The following is a 16578-nucleotide window of genomic DNA, read 5'->3' as shown; positions in this document are numbered from 1 at the left end:
AATGAACCTTGAACGATATAGTTACAAGGAGGCTATTCATGATGATGTAAAAGTTCGTTGTCGCATATTGATTGTATGTGAAGGGGAGAAAACAGAACCTAATTACTTTAAGTCATTCGACCAAATGCAATATGGGAGTGTGGTTTATAGTATTGAATGTGAGGGTGGAAAAATAAACACTATGCAAGTTGTGGATAAAGCTATTGAACTTCAAGATAAAGCCATGGCTTCCGGTACACCTTATGATACAGTCTGGGCAGTTTTTGATAAGGATGATTTTCCAGCTTCGTCATTTAATACGGCAATCACTAAAGCAGGACAGCATGGCATTGGGTGTGCTTGGAGTAATGAGGCATTTGAGTTATGGTATATCTTTTATTTTGCAAATCGCGTTACAGCTATGAGTCGCGAGGAGTATAAGAAAGCTATTAGCAAGCGTGTGAATGAATCGCCGATATATACGCAAAAAATAAAGTATGTTTATCGGAAGAATGATTCGATGTCACGCACAATAATGGTCACATATGGTGATGAAGCGCGCGCTATTCATTATGCACAGAGTCAAGCTGCAAGTTTTGATGATACTCGCTATGCAACGCATAATCCCTGTACAATGGTATATAAATTAGTACGTTTGCTTCGTGGTGAGGATAAGGAATTTAATAAGAAAATTATGAAGGACCTGATAGAATAATATCGCAAACATAAGATTGTTTTAGAAATTCAATCATCTTATCCTCGTGTTCTTTAGCTAATTTCATTGTCCAATTTTGATAGTTGAAGTCAGCGAGTTTACACATTAAAAACATCTTAATGCTTTGCAGTGATTTGTTGCTGATTTGCTCATGGATTCGAGCAAACTTTATTTGTATATGGTCATTACTTTGTTGTGAATTGAAACTTTGAGAAATCATGGCAAGATTGCCAAATGAATGTACAGCTTCTTCCTCCCATTCTTCATTGTGTGATTCGTCTTGAGGATGCAGATGTTCAATAGAACGATTTCTTCGAAATACATAGTGCTCTACAATCTTCTGTTCTTCTTCATTGAAGAAAGTGCTGCGCTGTTCCCAAAGGTAATAGTCTAAACGCCAAAACCAGTACCTAATGTTACCGGATGCTTTATATGAAAGATCTTTTCTGGCAGGTAATACGCCGTGACGTTCATTATCTTCTTTTTTAAGGAATGCGAGCATCTCTGCACAGGACTGGAGTTCATCTTGCTCTAATTTTCTCAAATAAGGTTTGAGCCAATTGTAGAAAGCCTCCGTTGAAACGTAAAGCATCGATTGGTATTGCTTTAATTTATCATTATCATCCTTTGGACCTTTCAGGATTAAACTGTAATTACCCTGCCCATCCTTGATATCTCTTCTAATCGTATAATAATCAAGCAGTAGCCGGTAATAAAGCATTTTTTCGTAAAATTCCCCTGCAGTGAAATGCGTTTTCAGAGCATCAAACTTCTCTATCAGTTTATCCGGTTGATAATGACTGGCTGGTTGCTCGCCGCCAGTACATACATCAAGCACCAAAAGAAGAAACTCCGGAAATGATATAATACTGTTTTCGCCATCTTCATAGCTATTCTGTTTAAACTCTATTTTTTCAGGTTGGATCACATCTATAGAATACTCCTCCTCGTCATCGAGAGACGTATATCTGCACTTTTCTAAAGCTTCATGAAATCGTTTCTGACGACAAAGACTTATAGCTTCTTCATAAAATTGACGGCAACAAGCCTCGTCTTGGTTTTCTTCCTTCGCAATGATAGGATGATCCATCATGGAGGTCAGATTCCAAATATGCGTCAAGTAATCCTGTTCCTTTTCTCCCCGCATCAGTTGCACTTTGAGAATCTCATGCTGTTCTAGTCCTTTTCCTTGTGCATTCATCGCTTCAAAATATTTATTCAGCGAAGTGGTATCTGCAAGATAGCTTGATGGCAAGTAAGAAAAGAAAAATGTCAATCGTGTGAAAACCTGTTGCACAAACTCAATCCGTTCCTCCTGAGTATTAAAATTGGATTCTAAGAAACCAGTTATAGCGGCGAGTCCCTCTTCCATATTCTTATTGACATACGTTTTAGTCGGATAACCTTTGATCTTGCTCTTTATATATGCCTTATCATCGCTTCTCGCTATGAAATTAAGGCGATTACCATCCATTAAGAAACCGGACCATTTATCATCATATTCCTTAAAAATGATGGCAAAAAGAGTCATGACAGTAAATCGTTGCTGACCGTCAATTAAGTCATAATGATTTTTCATATCAATACAAGTAAGCATACCGAGATAATATGGCTCATCGGCAGGCATCTTTGCAAAATGCTCTTTAAGATCAAAAAGAAGTTTGGTAACCTCTTTCTTTTTCCATGCAAATAAACGTTGGTAAAGCGGAATAGAAAACTTAAACTGACTTGTAGCAATAAGTTCCGGCGTATATTTATTCTCCATATTCATTGTTTCTCTTTTCGATTATTGTTTTATCCGAAAAATCATTCAGCTCACAGAAGACACGTCTTAAACATCTATAGAATCGCTCTTTGATGTCACCTTCTTGCTCCAATCCACTAATCCTGATATAAGGAATGGCCTCGGCAAGAAAAAATGTAGGCGAAGATGCCTGATCTATCATCATTATAATTTCTGATTCTTTTGCGAATTCACGAATCTTATAAAAGATCGCACGCGTGGCACTATATCTATGCTGCGCCATGATTCCGGCAATACAGAACAATGCTTCAGATAAATATTGATGCCCGAATTTTATAAAATAACCGAACATGAGGCTTTCTATAATATCGGCATATTTCCAATGAGATTCCCATTGAAGATGATTCCTTAGTAGCTGTATTTGCCTGGTACGGATAAACTCCTTGTATTTATCTACAAAAATAGAAGTGTATGCAAAGAAATGCGAACCACCTTGGATTTTCTCATAGAAATAGAATTTTTCTCCAAAAGCAGGAATACTGGACATAATACGGGCAGCCGAAAACTCTTCTTTTACCTTGCGTGGCTGAAATTCCTCCACATTATGCTTTCGCATCCATTTTCTTAATCTGAAGAGATGTACTCCCAAAGTATGGGTAAGATAATAATCTCCATTGTTGTCACATTCTAATGAGAGATCATTCCACCGCATAGCAAGATGCTCTGCCTGATCCTCAATGTTTAGATAGCGTAGATGGTGCGCTTTTAGCAAATCATAGTCTGAAAGCGATACACCCTTTGAATTCTGATTTGAGAAGAATGTATATGCCAGATCAAGATTGCTGTCATTAAGAATAAGTACAGAGAAAATCAGGTGATGAGACAGACGTTCCAACATGGCTATGTCTGTATTCCTCTGATTGAGAGTTCTAATCAGTGCTTTGTTATTGGCCACATGGAGACGTGCGTCTTTTGATATGAATTTTTGTTTAAGCAAAGGCATCTGCCCCGTATATCCTAACTCGCGCATAATAAGCGTTAAAGTGACAAGGCGTTGTTGTCCATCAATTATGTTGTAAAGAGTGCAATCATCCACAGTTCTTCTTTGTAAGATGATAGATCCTAAATGATAGTCACTGTTGTGAGGCATTTCAAGTAAATTATCCCAAAGGTCTGTAACATTTTTATCTTCCCAGCAATAGGTTCGCTGATAATCGGGAATAACCAAATTGGAAGAAAATAAATCTTGCAAATTTTTGGTTTCCAAAACGACCTTTTCTTGAGAATTGGTAAGTTCTTTAAACTCTAATTCCCGTGTATATGGGCTGGAAATCTCATTCTTTCTGTGAAGATTGAATTTATCAATACAATCTGTCAGCAACGGATCGAAAAACATTATCAGCTTCTGGAATGCATTCTTTATGTCCTCCCAATTATTGATTGTAATTTCAATACTGCATCGTCCTTTACATTTTCCCCATTGATGCCATGATAAATCTGGATTGGTCTCTGTCTGCTTCTGTAAATAACGTAAAAAACGCATATAGTCGGTTTGAGTATAGCGTCCTTCTATATGAAGTTCAACTAATCCATTCCATTCATTATCTATACGATATTCATAATGAATAGAAGAGTCATTTACTGGAGTTGAGATTTGGATATATCTGTTATACTGCCAGGTTCTTGAAGGAAATACTCCATGGAATTTTTTATCTACCCAACAACCTTTCAGATAATTATATAAGTATTGGTCTATGTTACAATAATTAGCCATATTTATTTAATCGCTTGCTTCACAAGGCTCATTATATATTCTAAATATTTAGTATCCGAGATTTTGAGTTCATAATCTCCATTGCCAAAATGTCCGACAGTTGAAATATCCCTTGTTAATTGCTTACTATCTTCTAAATGTCCTTTAGCTACATTTATAGTAAGCTTTATTCCATTTTTCTGGATTTCGAGTGCACAAATATGGCTGTTGGCCTTTTTGAATGAAATATACCACTTTTGTGGTTTAACTTCAATTTCTGTATTCAAATTAAGAATTGCATTCTTATAACTCTCGTATAATTCTACAACATCGTCAGATTTTCCTTTTAATAAATTTTCCTCCGAATACTCTTTAATTTTCTCTGTCACTTCTTTAAATTCCGGACTATTCTGCATCACTGTTTTAATGCTTGCCGATGCGTGACTTTTGCGAATAGGAGTAATGGATACACTATCATTCTCATAGCGCTTCACTTCCCATAACTCAATGGATAAATCTTTGAAATTGACAGCCTCTCGTTGGTTAGGCGTAAACCCTTGTGATACAAACACGACTTTTGTCTGCGACCAGTCCACATCATTCCGTTTCAAATTCCCTGCTTGTGTTTCATTATATTCCAGAATAAAATCAGCCTGATTTTGCAGCATTAGGCTTAGGTAAGTAAACCCTTGATCTATGACACTGGAGTTTCTTTCCCTCTTATATTCAATGATAACAAAAGCCTTCGATTGAGGATCAAAGGCAAGCGTATCAATACGGCGGTCTTTAATCGTAAATTCGGACTTTATCATTTCAAGTCCCATGATTTCGGACATATTGGTTTCAAACATGCGTTGAATATCTCTTTCCAATTTAAAAGGCTTTTCTTTTATTTCAGAAAAGACGCCTGAAGTATTATATTTGTAAAGTGCCATAATCTTATTTTGAATTGTTTATTGCTGTAAAGGTAACAATTCTTTTGATGTTTCTGTTGATATAAAATATTTTAATCAGTTCAATCATGCTTTGTATTCTTTATTTAATGTCTTGGGTTGAAAAATGGTTGTAGCATATATTTACATATTATTCTATTGTAAATTCATTATCATATTAAGTAGAATAAATCTTCATCACTGTCCCCCCCCCCGAAGGATTATAGAAATAGTCTTATATAAAGTGTATCACTCACTTTATCTCTTATGCACTTTCGCTATGTCGAGATCAAAATTAGTATTGGATATCGTCGAAATCTCTGGTATATATCAAAATGTGCTATATCATTGAGCGAGTTTCTGTCTATACCAGCTAGCTTCCTCCCATTTCTTATGATTTAATAAAATCAATGAAGTTTTTAAAAGAAGATATATGGCTTGTTTCTGTACTTCGGTTAATAAGCTCATTCAGGAAAGTTTCTTCTCCTACTATTTCTGGTTTCTGTTTTGTATATACAATATTTCTTTCATTAAATATTTCTCTCAAATATGAATGGTGAAATTGTGCTCTTGTATTTTCTTGAAAACATGGCATTAGTTCAGGATCTTTTTCTCTTACATCATAAAAGTTTATATATTGGTTTAGAGTTTGACTCTGCGGATACCTTTTAAATATTTTTCTATTTCCTAAGAACCAAGTTTCAAAACAAGGATGTTGGATAATGATAACTAGTTCCGTTCTTTTTAATTTGATGTGTTTTTGAGTAATATATTTCAATATTTCTTCTTTTCTTGTTTGAAGCGATACTTCTTCAGAATCTAAGCAAAGAATAAGATAATCGAACTTATCTATTTCATTTACCTCATCAATAGCATGCTCTAAATGGTTAAGTAAAGAAGGATATCCTTCGCCGCTTATTAAATAGTAGTTATTATTTTCAACATCCAATACATGATCAACTTTTGCTAATTCGGGTCTTAAAATAGATAGCCACATTGGATATACTTTGCGTTCTGTTCTTTTGCCCTCTACAAGAAAATATAAATTCATTGTTTTGTTTTTTGCTTACTCTATGCCATTATTAAAATCATCCAGTTGTAGCAGTTGCATGAAATAATCATGCCTTGATTCTCCTATCCTATAGTCAGCAGCATCTTTAATAGTCACTTTTCCAGCTTTTCTTGTTACTATTTTCCAGTTTTGATAAGGGATATTATTGATTATATAAGGATGATGACTTGTTAATACAAACTGTATATTTCGGTTTGAATTAAGAATATCATTTGTTAGTTCATCAATGCAGTTTACTCCTAAACTATTCTCAAATTCATCCATTAGTAATAAACTACCTTCAGGGCAAAGATATAATTCACAAATTTGTATTAAGCTTCGGAGCATACCGGATGATATATCATCTTGTGATATCCAGTTATCAACATCCCTTTCTTTTATTTGAAGGATATAGTCATTTTTAGTTTTATCTGTGGAATGGTGGTCTTTCGTCATTCTTATGTCTTCTATTTGTGGGAAGATATCAATATACCTTTTTTTTATAGCTTCAAATAGACTTTTATCTTTTTGTTGAGAAACTATTAATAGTTTTAGTCCAAGAATAAGGTCCTGATCTATTATATTTCTCTGATATTTATCACTGTATAAACGCATAATCTTTCTTAATAACCGGTCTTCTATGAAGAAAGAAAGATTCCGCATAGTGCTTTCAATCAATTTAATTTTTAGAAGTCCCGCATACACTGTTGCTATTGATGGTTCTTCCCTAAGCAAAAAAATAACACTTTGATGAGCTGCTAATTTAACAGTTTCCTTACCTTGGAAAAGGATTTTATTGTTTTCTCTTTTAATAATTGTTTTTTTATTCTCAATAAGTTCTTCCCATAGGACAGTCGATTTTTCAATGCTTTCACTAATCCAATCTAATGGAGTATCTGTCTTTTTTTGAAATTCACCTTTCCAATTATAAACTTTTCCATCCAAAGACTCAAATGTAATATCCCATTTCTTTCCATTTTGTGATAGACCATTTGCTATTTTGTTTAAATTATTAATAGCATGTAGAATTTGAGTTTTTCCTACTCCAGAAGCACCAACAAGCAATGTGAGTTTTAAGAATTCTAAATTGTTGAATCCCCAATTTCTAACTTTGTCAAAATAGCTAAAAGTTATAATTTTCATAATTTATTTTTTATACTACAAAGGTAGAAATAAAAAGTGGAAAAGAGAAATATGGAGCGATAGAATTGATTGATAGTAGGAGAGGGAATTTTTAGGGAAAGAAATAATAAAAAACGGTCCATTTTATGTGACACCTATAATATAATCACATGTTTTTCTCCTCCTTCACCATCTTTCTCCACCTCTGAAACGCCCTCATCAAACTTTCTTCTTCCACTAACTCTACCATATTATAATGTGCGACAAAAGTTTCCATTGATTTTTTGAACATGATGCCGTGGCAGTATTTATTTTCCAGGAGAAATTCATAAAGTTCGGCCTTCATTTCTACTTCCATTGCTTTTTCAATGATAAGCGCACTGTCATGACCTATATAATTATATACATTTGGATTTTTGCCGTTTCTAGGGTGGGGGAGAATGAAGGTGATATTTCCGGTTTCGTGCCATGAGGCATTGGGAGGGTGTGGGATGGAAAGTTGGTGGAGGAAGTGGTAGATAGGCTGGGTGTCGAGAAGATGGATGGCGGAAAGCGAGGAAGAAAAGCGGTCTGGAGGTACATCGAGGTGATTTTTATAACGCACGTACATGTAAGCCGCTAGATAGGGCTTAATTTGGAAAGTAACTGTAACCATTGTTTTTTAGATTTTATTTGTAAAATATTTATCAGAGGAGTACTGCTTTTAGTATTGGCATTTGCATTATTGTGTTGAGAAATTTCTTATAAAAGGAAGGTACGATAGACTGCTTGTGCAATGATTTGGTTTTCAGATGGTTACATAAGTGTTTTTTGGTTTAAAACCAACGGGTCGTTCCTTTTAAAGGAACGACCCGTTGCACACCGAGGAACACCCCCTTGGTTTTAAAGCAACGAGGCGCTCCTTAAAATCAAGAGATAAAACTATAGTAAATATCTCAAAAAATTGAAATCATGAAATAATCTAATCTTTTTCAATGTAAAGAAATTATATCGCTATGTATTTGAGTGTTTTTATCTGTATTAAAGAAACATACCGAGTGTCATATATGAAGAATTTTCAGATAATAGCTATTTAACATAGTTTAAATGAGACTCTTTTATAATTCTGATTTTATTTTATGTTTAAGGTAAATTTGAAATTTAATTATAATGTTGATGAAAGGTTTGATAGGAGGTTAATTGAGGTAAAATGGCTAGAGATTGCTTCATTAAAAGAAAAATCACCAAGTTCTATCAGAACTTGGTGATTTTTCGTACTCTATTTATATTAAAATAAATATATAGTTATTAAAATAAAAATTATCAATCTTTTTCAGATTCTATTTATTAACAATTCCTTTTTGGTATTATATAATGGAACAAAAGTATATATTCTTTTTGCAAAAAACAACGAAAAGACATATTTTTTTTGTGAAATCGTTATATGGATTGATCGAAAAAGTAAAATCAAGCAACATTTCCTCCCTAGATGACATATTTGATGCAAAAACACAACAAAAGCAATGAATCGTAATTAAGTTCTGATAGAACTTATCGAAGTGTGAAAAGTGAGTTTAATTGTTTTAGGGCTATTTAATAATTTAAAAAGAGATTTATGAAGAAAAAATTAGCGCTGCTATTTGGGTACCTTTTTATAGGTATCGGGCTGATAACAGCTCAAACGCAGAAAGTCACGGGAACGGTGATTTCCGATGATGACAAACAACCTGTTGTAGGGGCTTCAATTGTCGTAAAGGGCACTAACTTAGGTACAATAACAGACATAGACGGGCATTTCACACTATTGAATGTGCCAAATTCAGCAAAAATATTGCAAATCTCATATATAGGTATGAAAACGGAGTCGGTTCCTGTTCAGCCGACTGTTAGAGTTATTTTAAAATCTGATACACAATTGATGGATGAAGTTGTTGTAGTTGGCTACGGTTCTGCCAAGAAGCTAGGTTCGGTAGTCGGCTCGGTGACAACAGTAAATAACAGTAAGATAGCCAACAGACCTGTGGCTAATGCCGGAGATGCATTACAAGGTCAAGTTGCCGGTTTACAGGTGTTTACTCCCAGTGGAGAACCAAGTGGAAGTGTTGTAATGCGATTGCGTGGAGTTAGTTCGATCAATTCAAATACAGAACCTCTTTTTATTCTCGACGGTTCACCTATTTCTTCCGGAGCATTTACAGCATTGAATCCAAACGACATCGAAAGCATGACGGTATTGAAAGATGCTTCCTCAACAGCTATATATGGCTCCCGTGCTGCTAACGGAGTCGTGATAATGACTAGTAAGAAAGGAAAAATGGGACAGAAAGCCCGTGTTAGCATCAATGCACAATATGGCTGGTCGAAAATGACAGGAGATAATATAGAGATGATGAACACTGAACAATGGCTTAACCTGCAGGAAATGCTAGATCCGGGAAAAGCATACGACACTACATTTCAAAAACGGAAGAAGTTCTATATAGATAATGGTATATCTACCGACTGGGCGGATGTATTCTTTGGAGATGCTGCTCCCACCCAACAGTACGATGTAAATGTGGTTGGTGGTTCCGAAGGTATCAACTACTATATCTCATTTGGACACTATGACACGGAGGGAATTATGGACGACTCCTCATTGCGTCGCGAGACTTTACGCAGTAATGTAGAAGTAAAGGTGACCGACTGGCTGAAAACCGGGATTAATGTGAACCTTTCCTATCAGAAATATAATACGACAACCTTTGGAACGGAAGCCAACAGCGTTTATAACAAAGCGTATGCCGCACGTATTTATCGTCCCGACCAGACGATGAACGAGATATTGACCGACGAAGAAGGTAATTTCACTGGTTATGGCAAACGTCTGGATTATTTAAACGATATGGGATATTATAGTCCGTATTACCTGGCAGAACTTCAACCCAACAACCGGAGTACGGTGCGTATCAATGGTAATACCTTCTTTAATATAAATCCGATAAAAGGCTTGAACATTCGTACCTCACAGGCAGTCGATGCTTTTGATTATCGTAACTCACATAAGGCCTATCCGGAAGGGCCGTTTGAAGGGGCAGGAGTGGCATCCGAGTCGTTTGAACGTTATTATTCCTTCACGTTCACCAATACAGCGGAATATAAGTTCAGCCTGTCTGGTAAACATCATTTTACTGTATTGGCTGGGCAGGAGTCCATTATCACAAAGAATGAGAATTTCTCGGCAACTTCTAAAAAAATGGTAGACACACGAATGATGCTAATGGCAGCAGGGGCAGAGTCAGAAGTGCCGTTACATACCATGTATGACAAGGTTTTCAATTCTTATTTCGGTACAATCAGCTACAGTTTCGCTGACCGCTACTACATCGATCTGGCAGCACGACGAGACGGTTCTTCGTTGTTTGCTAAAAATAACCAGTGGGCAAACTTTTATTCGTTGGGAGCCATGTGGGATATGAGAAAAGAAAATTTCCTGCAGGACGTTTCATGGTTGAACAGTCTGCAGTTAAAGGTGAGCTATGGAACAACAGGTAATTCCGGTATCAGTGCCTATAATGCGTTGGCATTGGTCGGCTCCGGTTTGCTGTATAACGGGCAATCGGGAATTGCTCCTTCTACCGTCGGCAATGATAATCTGACATGGGAAAGCATGAAGACATTGAATGTAGGAATCAGTACCAAAGTCTTTGACCGATTTTCAGTAGAATTGGAGTTTTATAACCGTCAGACGGACGATATGCTGATGGGTTATCCGCTGTCGTATACTACCGGACATGGCAGTAGCGTAGAAAATGTAGCAAGTATGCGCAACCGCGGTTTTGATATTACATTGGGAGTGGATATTTTAAAAATGAGAGACTTCTCATGGAGTGTTTCCGGAAATCTGAATTATAATAAGAATGAAATAACCAAACTGTTTAACGGACTGGATGAATATACCTTACCTGATACCGGTTTGAAAATGAAAGTTGGCAAACCTTGGGGAGAATACTACTATGTAAGATGGGCAGGGGTTGATCCGCGTGACGGATATAATACGTGGTATGATAAAAATGGAAATCTGACGAAAAGTTATTCGGAAGAAGATGCCGTTTTTGTAGGCAAGCAACGCTATGCTCCATGGTCCGGTGGTTTTGGTACCCAGTTCGGATGGAAAGGAATTTCCGTCAGTGCCGATTTCTCCTTTATGCTCGGCCAGTATATGTTGAATAATGAACGCTTTTTCACAGAGAACCCCACTTTCGCAGGCTCGGACAATCAGACGGTAGAAATGCTTACCATGTGGCAAAAACCGGGAGATGTAACCCGAATTTCTACTCCCAACTCTCCAATGCAGTTTGATACGCATTTGCTGGAGAATGCTTCATTCATGCGTATGAAAAACCTGACTGTCGGGTATACTTTCCCTGCCAAACTGATTCAGAAAACAGGGGTAATCAGTAATGCCAGAGTCTATTTTGTGGGACGTAACTTACTCACGGTAACTAAATATAAAGGATATGACCCGGAAGTGGACAGTAATATCCAGCTGGGTAACTATCCCAATACCAAGCAATATTCTTTCGGGGTCGAACTAACTTTCTAACAATATAAAGAATGGTGAATATGAAGAAAATATCTATGATAGTATTGACTGTACTGACATTTGGAATGACTTCCTGTGATATGGATAAAATGCCTTACGATGCTATTCCGGCAGAGGAAGCATTAACGACCATAGTCGGTTTTGAAGAAGCGCGTGCCGGTATCTATTCCGTATATTTAGGACTGACGGGAGGAAGCTATGTACTGGCTCCGGAAGTTCAGGCGGATGCCTTTAATGCAGTAGCGGATTTTTCTAATAAATATGGTGAGCTGCACCGTTGGACTTTCGAGAGCACCAACTCTACCGTAGAAACAATCTGGGCAAATTGCTATGCTGCTATCGGACGCGCCAACTTCTTTATTGACGGGGTAGGCAAGATCGATGAAAATCCGGAGATAGAGTTGACGGAAATCCAAAAACAGCAGATTAATGTATATGAGGGGGAAGCTTATTTTACAAGAGCATACTGCTACTTTTATCTGGCTACCTTATTTTGCCGCGATTATGATGTAGCTACCGCAGCAAACACTCCGGGACTGCCTCTTCAGGTGAAATATGAACCCAAGCTTGCTGCTACCCAGTATCCGGGACGATCCTCACTGGAAGATACCTATAAACAGATATTGGAGGACCTTGAAGAAGCCGAGGTGCGTATAGAAACAGCAAAAAATGGTATTGCTGATTATGACAGATATATCAATGGCGCATACGTGACGGTCAATACTGCTCCCAAGAACTGTGGAAATTATATCACAGTAGATGTAGTGACTGCCCTGAAAGCGCGTGTTGCTCTGCAAATGGATGACTATGAAAATGCTGCCAAATATGCAGGTGACCTGATTAATTCGAACAAATATCCATTATCGAACACAGCAACAGATTTTGAAAGCGTATGGAAGAATGATAAGGGAACGGAAACTATCTGGCAGATTGCGATGACTAGTGCCGACGATGCCGGCGTACCCTTGGGAACTGTTTTTATCGGTTATCCGACTACTAAGAAAGATTATATTCCAACACAAACATTGATTGACTTATACAATGAGAAAGATGTCCGGCTGACTACTTATTTCGGAAAGTATCACTTAACCGTATCGTCCGGTAATGCAGCAGATATCTATTTCTTTAATAAATATCCGGGTAATGAATATTACAATGCATTAGGGAATGAAACACGCTATTTGAATCAGCCGAAACCATTCCGTATTGCAGAAATGTATCTGGTTGCCACGGAGGCTAATGCCAGAATCGGGAGTGCAACTTCTGTGGAAAAAGGCAACAATGCCTTGAATGCATTAAAGAAAGCGCGAATTGAAGGATTCACCAATGCAACCTACGATAAGGAAGCTTTGCTAAATGAGGTTATGAATGAACGGGAGCGGGAACTTGTAGGTGAAGGCTACCGCCTGATGGACCTGAAACGCTGGGGAAAAGGTGTGAAACGCGGAAAACCGCAAAGTAAAGGATTAGTGCTTTTTCCGGGACAGGCAAGTACTGACGGACTGGATAAGCCCGTTGATGACCAGCGAATGCTTTGGCCTATTCCAAAAACGGAAATGGATGCCAACCCTCAATTGGCAGGTCAGCAGAATCCGGGATATTAATAAATGAATAATGTAAATCATCAAACACTTGAGTAAAATGAACTATCTGAAAATATACACCCTTCTTCTGTGTGCCGTCCTGATCACCGCCTGTTCGGACGATGAGGAACAGTTTAATTCCGGAGCGGCTACGGTAAACTTACAGGAGACAGTAATGACGGTGAAGGAGTCTGCCGGTTTATGCACTGTGCCCGTTGTAGTGACAGGCGAACATACCGGAACTATCCGCGTGACATTCGAATTAATTGATCATACAGCAAAGGAGGACGAAAACTATATTGTTACAACAAAAACATTGCTTATCCCTGCCGGACAAGAAACTATAAATTTTGAATTTAAAACCGTTGATGACAAGCTTGTCAATGACGACCGTTCTTTTGATATTGAAATAGCCGATGTGAAAGGAGCCTCTATCGGTGAGAATAAGCGGTTGGCAGTGACTATCAAAGACAATGATTCCAGTTTATATGAGACGCTTTCGGGAACCTGGGTGTTTACCGGAACGGCTTCTACTAACCAAGTTACTAATGCGCCGGTGGGATTTTCCGTGAAGGTAAATACAGCGGAAGAAGGTACGGAAGCATATGGGCACTATCTGGTTTGTTCGAATAAAAACGGATTTGATCCGGATAACGATATTGAGTGGGAATTCAGCTGGCGGTTACATTATGAATATGATTCGGCAACACAGAAAACTTACATATCCCTTGTGCCGGATGAAGATGTCGCTTCTTATGGCCCGTACACCATTCGATTCAGGAGACTGGCTTTGGACGGAAGTACTTCCGACGTGTATCGGGGAGAGTATGATGCTGAAACTAGCACAATCACATTTGAGAATGCCAATCTGATTGGTGATATGTATAAGGACGGTCTGATACAAATGCAAAAATTCAGACTATTTGGTTGTAAGATGGAATACATCAGATAAGAATCAAATTATTAACATAACAAATATATAAGAATTTATGAGAGCATTAATTGTCTGCATTACCCTGTTGTTTGCTTTTCTAACCTGTGCCATGGCACAGATTCCATCAGTCAAGGTCGAAGATACTAAAGGAGCACAAGTTAACACCGCCTCCCTGGTTAATCACAAGACACCTATGATTATTTCTTTTTGGGCAACAACCTGCAAACCCTGTATTCGTGAGTTGGATGCTATTAATGAACAATTGCCCGATTGGCTGGAAGAAGCCAAATTCCGTGTGGTAGCTGTTTCTACAGATGACAGCCGTTCTACGGCTAAAGCACGTGCATTGGCGGAAGGACACGGATGGGATGATTTTATCATGCTGTATGATAAAAATCAGGAATTTATGCGGGCTATGAATGTGAGCCTGACTCCACAGGTATACGTGGTGGATGCGGATGGAAAGATCGTTTATTCACACACCGGGTATGCTCCGGGTAGTGAACTGGAACTACTGAAAGCGATAAAGAAACTGCAGAAATAGAGAACTATTATTATTCATAGATAAACGCAATGACATGACTAGAATAAGAATTCAGGTGTTGGCTTTATTAGCGTTGGCATCAACTCTGGCCCATGCGCAGGATGATAACAAGAAAGGTTATCTGACAGGGAGCTTTGAAACAAATACGATTTATTACCGGGATGACAGCAAGACGGAAGCAGAGTCACCGGAAGATCATTTCGGCTCGAACAATTATCTGAAGTTGGATTACTATCAGGGGAAGTTTGCCGTAGGTGTGCAATTGGAAGCCTATGAGCCTGTACTGGTAGGGTATCCCGCAGAGCTGGAGAAAGCAAAACTGACCAACTATTATGTATCTTGGGCAGATAAGGACTTCTCCGTAACAGCGGGTACATTTTATGAGCAGTTCGGGAGTGGGCTGTTATTCCGTAGCTGGGAGGACCGTATGCTCGGATTGAATAATGCGGTAATGGGAGCACGTTTTACCTACAATTATAAGAATATTGTAGGTGTGAAAGCTATTTGGGGAACTCCACGATTCGGCATGGATTTTTCTGATACGCAGGTGCGTGGTGTAGATGTAAGTTTCTCCCTATCTGACTTGCTTCGTTGGCAAAACTCTTCTTTGAGTATCGAAGGAGGAGCATTAAACCGATATGAGAAAATAAATATCGACCTGAAAGAAGAGGGAGGAAAACCTTATTCGAATGGTTTCTCGGGACGGGTAAATTTTGAACGTTCCGGATTTACAGCGAAGGGTGAGTATGTAGACGGAGGGAATAAATATTATAATTTCATTCATGATGACAAGCTTTATGCAAAGAAGCGTGCCAATGCACAATTGCTGGAACTGGGATATAGCGGCAACGGATTAGGGATAAACCTGACCGGACGTCGTTTGGAATGGATGAGCAGTGAAATTATTGCCGGTAATGGCTCGACTTCGAATCTGTTGAATTATGTTCCGGCTATGAGTACGCAATATACCTATATGTTGACCAATTTACACCCTCACACTCCACAAATAGGAGATGTGACAAAAGCAATCAGCGGGGAGATGGGCGGACAACTGGATGTTTTTTATCATTTCAAAAGAGGAACGGTTATCGGAGGCAAACGCGGTTTGAAATTACATGCTAACTTTTCTACCTATTATGCTTTAGAAAAAGAAGGTACAGCACAGATGGGCAACTTGTCATTCCGTGATTTTAGTATTGATGTGGAAAAACAATGGACGAAGTCATTCAAAATGAATTTGCTTTACTCCATGCAAGAATATAGTCCTTCGTACGGAGCGAGTAAGACGACCAACCTGTCGAATATTTTTGTGGCAGACTTACAATATAAGTTTACCCCTTCTTTCTCAACCCGTATGGAGTTACAATATCTTACTACACAGGAAGATAAGAAAGATTGGATGGCCGCTTTGCTGGAAATAAACTTTGCTCCTGCATGGAGTATTTATGGAAGTGACATGTATAATCACGGTAAAGATAAAATCCATTATTACAATGTGGGAGCCAGTTATGCCAAATCCCGTACACGTGTCGCTTTAAGTTATGGGCGTAACAAGGAAGGGTATGTCTGTTCAGGTGGAGTTTGCCGGACGATTCCTAAATATACAGGTGCTAACCTGACGATAACTACTTCTTTTTGAGTGCAGCGAATCATTTAT

At 38.1% G+C, this 16578-nt stretch carries 12 protein-coding genes; 6 read left to right on the top strand and 6 right to left on the bottom strand.

Going from position 1 to position 16578, the window contains the following annotated elements; genetic code table 11:
- Nucleotide 1: 1 nt before the first annotated feature.
- A complete protein-coding gene (locus DXB58_RS21035) occupies nucleotides 2-694 on the top strand; it encodes an RloB family protein (RefSeq protein ID WP_233527340.1) in 693 nt (230 codons plus the stop codon).
- On the opposite strand, the gene DXB58_RS21030 is transcribed toward DXB58_RS21035, so the two are convergent.
- The 6 genes from DXB58_RS21030 to DXB58_RS21005 all read right to left on the bottom strand — a co-directional run bounded on the left by DXB58_RS21030 (nucleotide 672) and on the right by DXB58_RS21005 (nucleotide 7951).
- Entirely contained in the window at nucleotides 672-2465 is a 1794-nt protein-coding gene (locus tag DXB58_RS21030; protein ID WP_122138156.1) for a DUF262 domain-containing protein, read from the bottom strand. The genes DXB58_RS21035 and DXB58_RS21030 overlap by 23 nt on opposite strands.
- On the bottom strand, nucleotides 2449-4212 hold the full coding sequence (locus DXB58_RS21025; RefSeq protein ID WP_122138155.1) for a DUF262 domain-containing protein: 1764 nt from the start codon (nucleotides 4210-4212) through the stop codon (nucleotides 2449-2451). The genes DXB58_RS21030 and DXB58_RS21025 overlap by 17 nt, the downstream gene beginning before the upstream one ends.
- Before the next feature lie 2 nt (nucleotides 4213-4214).
- Nucleotides 4215-5126 (bottom strand): DUF5655 domain-containing protein, encoded by a 912-nt coding sequence (locus DXB58_RS21020; protein ID WP_049702898.1) that lies wholly within the window; start codon nucleotides 5124-5126, stop codon nucleotides 4215-4217.
- 388 nt (nucleotides 5127-5514) lie between these two features.
- Entirely contained in the window at nucleotides 5515-6174 is a 660-nt protein-coding gene (locus DXB58_RS21015; RefSeq protein ID WP_122138154.1) for a DUF4276 family protein, read from the bottom strand.
- A 15-nt stretch (nucleotides 6175-6189) separates the two neighbouring features.
- The gene (locus tag DXB58_RS21010) at nucleotides 6190-7317 is read right to left on the bottom strand and encodes an AAA family ATPase (protein ID WP_122138153.1); all 1128 of its coding nucleotides are present in this window, start codon (nucleotides 7315-7317) and stop codon (nucleotides 6190-6192) included.
- A gap of 145 nt (nucleotides 7318-7462) precedes the next feature.
- Entirely contained in the window at nucleotides 7463-7951 is a 489-nt protein-coding gene (locus DXB58_RS21005; protein WP_122138152.1) for a hypothetical protein, read from the bottom strand.
- A 939-nt stretch (nucleotides 7952-8890) separates the two neighbouring features.
- Between DXB58_RS21005 and DXB58_RS21000 the strand changes: the two genes are divergently transcribed.
- The 5 genes from DXB58_RS21000 to DXB58_RS20980 are packed head-to-tail and all read left to right on the top strand — an operon-like array spanning nucleotide 8891 to nucleotide 16560.
- Nucleotides 8891-11860: a TonB-dependent receptor gene (locus DXB58_RS21000; protein ID WP_122138151.1), complete on the top strand. Its 2970-nt coding sequence runs from the start codon at nucleotides 8891-8893 to the stop codon at nucleotides 11858-11860.
- A gap of 20 nt (nucleotides 11861-11880) precedes the next feature.
- On the top strand, nucleotides 11881-13464 hold the full coding sequence (locus DXB58_RS20995; RefSeq protein ID WP_233527338.1) for a RagB/SusD family nutrient uptake outer membrane protein: 1584 nt from the start codon (nucleotides 11881-11883) through the stop codon (nucleotides 13462-13464).
- A 37-nt stretch (nucleotides 13465-13501) separates the two neighbouring features.
- Complete coding sequence (locus DXB58_RS20990) at nucleotides 13502-14395, top strand: Calx-beta domain-containing protein (protein ID WP_122138149.1); 894 nt, start codon at nucleotides 13502-13504, stop codon at nucleotides 14393-14395.
- Nucleotides 14396-14432: 37 nt separating this feature from the next.
- On the top strand, nucleotides 14433-14921 hold the full coding sequence (locus DXB58_RS20985; RefSeq protein ID WP_117933654.1) for a TlpA disulfide reductase family protein: 489 nt from the start codon (nucleotides 14433-14435) through the stop codon (nucleotides 14919-14921).
- A 34-nt stretch (nucleotides 14922-14955) separates the two neighbouring features.
- Nucleotides 14956-16560, top strand: coding sequence for a DUF6029 family protein (locus tag DXB58_RS20980; protein WP_122138148.1), 1605 nt, complete (start codon nucleotides 14956-14958; stop codon nucleotides 16558-16560).
- Nucleotides 16561-16578 lie beyond the last annotated feature (18 nt).

The sequence above is a fragment of the Bacteroides sp. OM05-10AA genome (genome assembly GCF_003439055.1).
Classification (GTDB): Bacteria; Bacteroidota; Bacteroidia; order Bacteroidales; family Bacteroidaceae; genus Bacteroides; species Bacteroides intestinigallinarum.
The sequence above is the reverse complement of the archived record's forward strand: the minus strand, read 5'-3'. Positions and strand labels throughout refer to the sequence as shown.

Coding starts and splice junctions, on each gene's coding strand:
- DXB58_RS20990 (WP_122138149.1), top strand. CDS start 13,502: ATGAACTATCTGAAAATATACACCCTTCTTCTGTGTGCCGTCCTGATC.
- DXB58_RS21025 (WP_122138155.1), bottom strand. CDS start 4,212: ATGGCTAATTATTGTAACATAGACCAATACTTATATAATTATCTGAAA.
- DXB58_RS20995 (WP_233527338.1), top strand. CDS start 11,881: ATGAAGAAAATATCTATGATAGTATTGACTGTACTGACATTTGGAATG.
- DXB58_RS20980 (WP_122138148.1), top strand. CDS start 14,956: ATGACTAGAATAAGAATTCAGGTGTTGGCTTTATTAGCGTTGGCATCA.
- DXB58_RS21020 (WP_049702898.1), bottom strand. CDS start 5,126: ATGGCACTTTACAAATATAATACTTCAGGCGTCTTTTCTGAAATAAAA.
- DXB58_RS21010 (WP_122138153.1), bottom strand. CDS start 7,317: ATGAAAATTATAACTTTTAGCTATTTTGACAAAGTTAGAAATTGGGGA.
- DXB58_RS21015 (WP_122138154.1), bottom strand. CDS start 6,174: ATGAATTTATATTTTCTTGTAGAGGGCAAAAGAACAGAACGCAAAGTA.
- DXB58_RS21035 (WP_233527340.1), top strand. CDS start 2: ATGAACCTTGAACGATATAGTTACAAGGAGGCTATTCATGATGATGTA.
- DXB58_RS21005 (WP_122138152.1), bottom strand. CDS start 7,951: ATGGTTACAGTTACTTTCCAAATTAAGCCCTATCTAGCGGCTTACATG.
- DXB58_RS21000 (WP_122138151.1), top strand. CDS start 8,891: ATGAAGAAAAAATTAGCGCTGCTATTTGGGTACCTTTTTATAGGTATC.
- DXB58_RS20985 (WP_117933654.1), top strand. CDS start 14,433: ATGAGAGCATTAATTGTCTGCATTACCCTGTTGTTTGCTTTTCTAACC.
- DXB58_RS21030 (WP_122138156.1), bottom strand. CDS start 2,465: ATGAATATGGAGAATAAATATACGCCGGAACTTATTGCTACAAGTCAG.